At 71.6% G+C, this 6,509-nt stretch carries 7 protein-coding genes; 5 read left to right on the top strand and 2 right to left on the bottom strand.

Annotated elements, in window-relative coordinates:
• The first annotated feature begins 10 nt into the window (after positions 1-10).
• A complete protein-coding gene (locus GPJ59_RS12475) occupies positions 11-1,354 on the top strand; it encodes an MFS transporter (protein WP_219667150.1) in 1,344 nt (447 codons plus the stop codon).
• Between the two features lie 287 nt (positions 1,355-1,641).
• Here the strand turns inward: GPJ59_RS12475 and GPJ59_RS12470 are convergent, their stop codons facing one another.
• A complete protein-coding gene (locus GPJ59_RS12470; protein WP_219667148.1) occupies positions 1,642-2,466 on the bottom strand; it encodes a maleylpyruvate isomerase family mycothiol-dependent enzyme in 825 nt (274 codons plus the stop codon).
• A gap of 139 nt (positions 2,467-2,605) precedes the next feature.
• Between GPJ59_RS12470 and GPJ59_RS12465 the strand changes: the two genes are divergently transcribed.
• Together GPJ59_RS12465 and GPJ59_RS12460 are read left to right on the top strand one after the other, a co-directional pair.
• A complete protein-coding gene (locus tag GPJ59_RS12465) occupies positions 2,606-3,391 on the top strand; it encodes a carbon-nitrogen family hydrolase (RefSeq protein ID WP_219667147.1) in 786 nt (261 codons plus the stop codon).
• 86 nt (positions 3,392-3,477) lie between these two features.
• On the top strand, positions 3,478-3,942 hold the full coding sequence (locus GPJ59_RS12460; RefSeq protein WP_219667146.1) for a hypothetical protein: 465 nt from the start codon (positions 3,478-3,480) through the stop codon (positions 3,940-3,942).
• A gap of 55 nt (positions 3,943-3,997) precedes the next feature.
• Here the strand turns inward: GPJ59_RS12460 and GPJ59_RS12455 are convergent, their stop codons facing one another.
• On the bottom strand, positions 3,998-4,492 hold the full coding sequence (locus GPJ59_RS12455; protein WP_219667145.1) for an LURP-one-related/scramblase family protein: 495 nt from the start codon (positions 4,490-4,492) through the stop codon (positions 3,998-4,000).
• A 32-nt stretch (positions 4,493-4,524) separates the two neighbouring features.
• Here GPJ59_RS12455 and GPJ59_RS12450 point away from each other — a divergent pair, with 32 nt between their 5' ends.
• Positions 4,525-5,328, top strand: coding sequence for a hypothetical protein (locus GPJ59_RS12450; protein ID WP_219667144.1), 804 nt, complete (start codon positions 4,525-4,527; stop codon positions 5,326-5,328).
• Positions 5,329-5,487: 159 nt separating this feature from the next.
• Positions 5,488-6,486, top strand: a complete 999-nt coding sequence (locus GPJ59_RS12445) for a Fic family protein (protein WP_219667143.1) — start codon at positions 5,488-5,490, stop codon at positions 6,484-6,486.
• The last annotated feature ends 23 nt before the right edge of the window (positions 6,487-6,509 follow it).

The following is a 6,509-nucleotide window of genomic DNA, read 5'->3' as shown; positions in this document are numbered from 1 at the left end:
GGGCCGCGGCATGACCCTCCGGGACACCGGCCCCCGCCCCGCCCCCGCCGCGGGCCGGCCCGCACCGCCCGGTGCTGCGGCCGAGCCGCCCGGCGGCCGGCGGGCCCTCACCGTCTGGTCCATCGGCGTCGCGGTCTACTTCGTGGCCGTCATCTTCCGCACCAGCCTGGGCGTGGCGGGCCTGGACGCCGCCGACCGCTTCCACGTCAACTCCTCGGCCCTCGCGACGTTCTCGCTGCTCCAGCTGCTCGTCTACGCCGGCATGCAGGTCCCGGTCGGCCTCCTGGTCGACCGGCTCGGCACGAAGCGGGTGCTGACCCTGGGCGCCGTGCTCTTCACCGCGGGCCAGCTCGGCTTCGCGCTCTCGCCCTCGTACGGGACGGCGCTCGCGGCGCGGGCGCTGCTGGGCTGCGGCGACGCCCTGACCTTCATCTCGGTGCTGCGGCTGGGCACCCGCTGGTTCCCCGTCCGGCGCCAGCCGCTGATGGCCCAGCTCGCGGGCCTGGTCGGGATGGCCGGGAACCTGGTCTCGACCCTGGTCCTCGCGCCGGTGCTGCACGGGGTCGGCTGGGTGCCGGCGTTCGCGGGCAGCGCGGCGGCGGGACTGGTGGTGCTGGTGCCGCTGGTGCTGTTCCTGAAGGACCACCCCGAGGGCCACGCCCCGGAGCCCGCGGCACGCGGCGCGGGCGGCTACGGCGGGTACGTCCGCCGCCAGATCGCGCACTCCTGGCGTGAGCCGGGCACCCGGCTGGGGCTGTGGGTGCACTTCACGACGCAGTTCCCGGCGATGGTGTTCCTGCTGCTGTGGGGCATGCCGTTCCTGGTCGAGGACCAGGGGCTCTCCCGGTCCGCGGCGGGCGGGCTGCTGACCCTGGTGGTCGTCGCCAACATGGGTTTCGGCCTGCTCTACGGCCAGATCATCGGCCGGCGGCCGGCTTCCCGGATCCCGCTGGCGCTGGGCACGGTCGCCACGACGGCGGCGCTGTGGGCGGCGGTCCTGGCCTGTCCCGGCCCGCGCGCCCCGATGTGGCTGCTCGTCACCCTGTGCGTGGTGCTCGGCGCCTGCGGCCCGGCCTCGATGATCGGCTTCGACTTCGCCCGCCCGGCCAACCCGCCGGCCCGGCAGGGCACGGCGTCCGGCATCACGAACATGGGCGGCTTCATCGCGTCGATGACGACCCTGCTGGCGGTCGGCGTGCTGCTGGACGCCACCGGCGACGACTACCGGATCGCCTTCTCGTCCGTCTTCGTCCTCCAGGCGCTCGGCGTGGCCCGGATCCTGACCCTGCGCGGCCCGGCCCTGCACCACGAGCGCGAGCGCGCGCGGGAGGCCGCGCACGGCGGAGCGGCCTGAAGCGGTGCGGCCTGATGCGAGGCGGCCTGATGCGAGGCGGCCTGAATTTCTGTGCGACCGGTGGGAACTCGACGGCGCGGACCGGCGTCCTGATCTCCGCGGGGACCGGGCGACCTGACCCCGTGGGACACCTCGCACCCCGCGCGGCAGCCGCCGACCGGGGCGCGCCACGAACACGCGGACCGGCCGCTCCACGGGGGTGGGCGGCCGTCTCCGCGGGTGTCCCTACTTGGCGGGTGTCCCTACTTCGCGGGTGTCTCTACGGAGTGACCGCGAAGGACCGCAGGCTACGGAGTGACCGCGAAGGACCGCAGGATCGCGTCGGCGAGGTCCTGGTCGCCCTCGGCCTTGATGCGGTCCGCCACGGCGTGCGGGCGCACCCGGCCCGCGGCCAGGCGTACGTACGTCTCCCAGTCCATCGCCAGCGTCACGGCCGGGCCCAGCGAGGGCGTGCCGTCGATCGAGCCCCGGCCCTCCGCGTCCACCCGTACGGTCCGCATGAACTCCAGCGGCCCGTGCACGTCGAGGACCACCGCCGAACCGGCCGGTGCGCCCGCCTCCTTCGCGACCACCTTCGGCAGGCCGGCCAGCAGGATGTCCTGGACCACGTGCGCCCCGGGCGAGTCGAGGTTGCCCGGCACGCCCAGGGCCGTGCGCAGGTCCTGCTCGTGGATCCAGACGTCGAAGGCGCGCAGCCGGGTCGCCAGCTCCAGCGTCACCTGCTCGCCGAGCGGGCCCCGGACGAGCGTCGACGGGTCCCGCTTCTCGTTGCGCAGCTGGCGGGCGCGGCGGATGACGGTGTACTCCAGCTCGGAGGTCATCTCGGGCGCGGTGTGGTGGCGCCGGACGTCGACCTGCACCTCCATGTAGCGGGTGAACTCGTCGACCACGTGCCGCAGATCGCGGGGCAGGGTGTGGATCGGCCGCGGGTCGCCGAGCATCTCGGTCTCGATCCCGATGATGTGTGACACCACGTCACGGACCGACCAGCCCGGGCACGGCGTCGCCCGGTTCCACTCGCCTTCCGCCAACGGGACGACGAGCTCGGATATCGCCTCGATGGAGTGGGTCCACGCATCGACATAGGGCTGAAGGCTGGGATGGACGGTCAACGGGACCCCTCGCGTGCTGTTCAGTGGCGCGTTGTGGACTGATTCTCAAAGCTACGCTGCCGATGAGCACCCCGGCAGTGCTTTCGTGTGACGATCGTAGGCCCGAGTCGACGGACCTGTTTGCCAGGACGGTGGTATTGTGCGCGCCTCCCTCATCCAAATCGCCGTGCACGACGGGGAGTCGGTGGTTTCCCGCCGCTCCCGCGTCGCCGAGCTCGTCCGCGAGCAGCGCGGATCCGATCTCGTCGTGCTGCCGGAGCTGTGGCCGGTCGGCGCGTTCGCCTACGAGCTCTTCGAGACCGAGGCGGAGCCGGTCGACGGGCCGACCCGCGAGGTGATGGCCGCGGCGGCGCGGGACGCGGGCGTCTGGCTGCACGCCGGCTCGATCGTGGAGCGGGCGGGCGACGGCTCCCTCTACAACACCTCCCTCGTCCTCTCGCCCGAGGGCGAGCTGGCGGCCACGTACCGCAAGATCCACCGCTTCGGCTTCGACGAGGGCGAGGCGGTGCTGATGTCGCCGGGCGACACGCTGACCACCGTGGAGCTGCCGGAGCAGACGCTCGGCCTGGCCACCTGCTACGACCTGCGCTTCCCGGAGCTCTTCCGCGGCCTGGTCGACAACGGCGCGACCGCCTTCGTCGTCCCGGCCGGCTGGCCGGCCCGCCGCCTGGCCCACTGGACCCTGCTCAGCCGCGCCCGCGCCGTCGAGGACCAGGCGTACGTCCTCGCCTGCTGCTCGGCGGGCACGCACGCGGGCGTGGAACAGGCCGGGCACAGCCTGGTGGTCGACCCCTGGGGCGAGGTCCTGGCGGAGGCCGGCCCGGGTGAACAGGTCCTGACGGTGGACCTGGACCCGACGAAGGTCCCGGAGACCCGCGACCAGTTCCCGGCCCTGAAGGACCGCATGCTGGGCCTGCGTCGCTGAGCCGGCCCGCCTTCCATGCTTGAACATGTTCAATAACTCCCCCTAAGCTTTCTTGAACGCGTTCAGGAAGCTTGGGGGGCTGGGTCATGGGGTCCGACAGCGGGAGCACGCACACCGGCGGCGGCGCGGCAGTCGTCGGAGGGGATGGCGCCGAGCGGACCCACCGGCGGCAAAGGGCGGTGGCCGCGTCGGCCGCCCTGCCGGCCGGGATCATGGTCCTGTGGGCCATGGTGGCGCAGTTCGACCTGCTGGTCGCGCCCCTCTTCTTCCTCTTCGTCGTTTGCCTTTGCATCCCCTCTATCTCCGACCGCGACGTCTTCCGCGCGGTCTGCCTTCTGGCGGGCCTGGCGGTGTTCGCGCTGTCGGTGCTGGGCTTCGTGCTCGGCTTCTTCCTGCTGACCCCCTCCGCCACCCTGCTCCTGCTGGCCCGCGGCGCGGACCCCCGCCGCCGCCCGGGCCTGGCGGCGTGCTGGACGTTGTGCAGTGTGTGCGTCCACGTCCTGTTCCTGGCCCTCGCGGTGGCCTGCGCGTACGGAGTAGCCCGGGAGTAGCCCGGGAGCCGGCCCTGCGCCGCCCCGCCGGGCCCCTCACCCCCCGTCGGGCCCCTCACCCCCCGTCGCGTTCCTTCTCCGCCAGGCGGATCACGCATACCGCCACCGCCAGCAGCAGGGCCGCGTCCGCGTCCTCGCGGAGGATGTCCACCGCGTACGTCTCGCGGATCCGGAACCACTTGCGCGAGACCAGGGCCAGCGGCTCCTCCGCGTACTCGATCTTGAACTCGCGGTCCAGGATCCGGCCGCTCACGTCCAGCTCCGTGCCCTCCGCCAGGGTCACCCGGAAGTGGTTGCGCAGCAGTGACAGCCGCTTGCGGCGGACCACGGCGAGCCGGCGGCCGTCCCGCTCCAGGGTCATCGCGTCGCGCAGGCCGAGGAACTTCTCCCGCAGGGTGATCAGCACCCGCCCGTCCGGGTCCTTCAGCTCCAGCGTGTCGCGCAGGGTCAGTGCCTTGCCGTCCACGAGGAAGGCGTGCCGGCCGTCCTCGTCCTCGATCCAGTAGTCGTCACCGACGGCCAGCATTTTGTCCCGTACGAGGTATTTCATGCCTGGATCGTTGCCCGGGATAGATTGCGGCCATGCGTCTGCTCTACGTGACCGACCTGTCCTACCCGGCGCGCGGCCGCCGGTACTGCGACGAGGACATAGCCCTCACCGCCCGGCTCCGCGAGGACTTCGACCTGGCCCTGTGTCACCCGCTCGACGCGACGGCCCTGATGGACGCCTTCGACGGCGTCGTGGTCCGCAACAGCGGGCCCGTCCTGCACCACCAGGCCGCCTACGAGGCCTTCCGCGCCGCGGCCCTGGCCCGGGGCACCAAGGTCTGGAACACCCTCGACGGCGGCGCCGACATGGCGGGCAAGCAGTACCTGCTGGACCTGACGGCCGCCGGGTTCCCGGTCATCCCGACCGTCGACGACCCGGCCGACCTGCACCTGCTGCCGCCCTGCACGACGTACGCGGTCAAGCCCAAGCAGGGCGCCGACTCCATCGGCCTGACCTTCACCGACCGGCCCGCCGGCCCGGCCGGCGAGATCCTGGTCCAGCCGCGGATCGACTTCGCGTACGAGGTCTCCTTCTACTTCGTCGACCGCGTCTTCCAGTACGCCCTGTACGCCCCCGACCCGGACCGCCGCTGGGAGCTCGCCCCGTACGACGCGACCCCCGCCGACCTGGCCTTCGCCCAGCGCTTCGCCGACTGGAACCCGCTCTCCCACGGCATCCAGCGCGTCGACGCCTGCCGCGCACCCTCCGGCGACCTCCTCCTGGTCGAACTGGAGGACCTCAACCCGTACCTCTCCCTGGACCTCCTCACCCCAGAAACCCGCGACCACGTCGTCACCACCCTGAAGACGGCCCTCCACACCTTCCTGACCACCTGACGACCGAGCCGTCGGCCCCGGCACCCACGACCGGGTGATCATCCGCCGGACCACGTCTCCCGTGCAGCCTTAGTTGATAAGTTCAATTCGATTCTCGTGGCATGTATCAACTCTGGGAGAGCGACCGTGGCCGGACGAGGCAGGCCCAGCCGTAGCACGGTGTACAACAGGCTCGCCGGGGCCCTCACGGAACTGAACGAACGCTTCGGCGGGCTCCCCAGTCCCAGGGAGGCGCAGGAGATCTGGGACGACATCTGGCACCAGGAGGCCCATCACTCCACTGCTCTGGAAGGCAACACCCTGGTGCTGCGCGAGGTGGAGGCCCTGCTCGACCAAGGGCGGGCCGTCGGTGCGAAGCCGCTGCGTGAGTACAACGAGGTCCAGGGCTACGCGGAGGCGGCCCGGTGGGTGTATGGCCAAGCGCTGGAGCCGGACGCATGGCATGACGGTCGACTCATCACTCTCGCCGAGGTACGTCACATTCACCACGTGGCGATGACGCCGTTCTGGAACGTCGCACCCCACCCGGACGCCAGTGGCCGCGAGGCGCCAGGCAACTTCCGTGAGCACGACATCGAGGCCTTTGCCGAGGGGATGACGCCGCCCCCCTGGCCTCTGGTGCCGGCGCAGGTCGAGCAGTGGGTCAGCGATGTATGCGCTCTGGGGTTGCGCATCGAGAGGAACGAGGATCTCGGCCGCCCCCTCCCCGAGGAGCTTGCTAACACCCACAACCAGTTCGAACGCATCCACCCGTTCCTTGACGGCAACGGACGAACCGGCCGACTCGTCATGAACCTCGTACTCGTGCGGCTCGGATATCCGCCGATCATCATCCTCAAGCGACAGCGGGACGCGTATCTGGCGGGGCTGCGCAGAGCGGATGCCGGGGACTGTGGTGCCCTCGGTGAGCTCATCGCACGGGCGATGGAGGACAATCTCAACCGCTTCATCGTCCCCAATGTGGCCGGCCCCGCCAGAATGGTCCCGCTGGCTGCTCTCGTCGACGAGGAACTGTCTCTGGCAGCGCTCCGGCAGGCAGCGCAGCGAGGCCGCCTGAACGCCACCCAAGGCGCCGACGGAGTCTGGCGATCGTCTCGTAGATCCGTCGAGGCGTACAAAGCGGCCAAGCACCGGCGCAGGCCCCGGCCCCCGGCCTGAGGCGGGCACCGGGAGGGACCGGC

It is taken from the genome of Streptomyces bambusae (assembly GCF_019400985.1).
Classification (GTDB): domain Bacteria; phylum Actinomycetota; class Actinomycetes; order Streptomycetales; family Streptomycetaceae; genus Streptomyces; species Streptomyces bambusae_A.
This window is presented reverse-complemented; position numbering and strand designations above follow the sequence as displayed.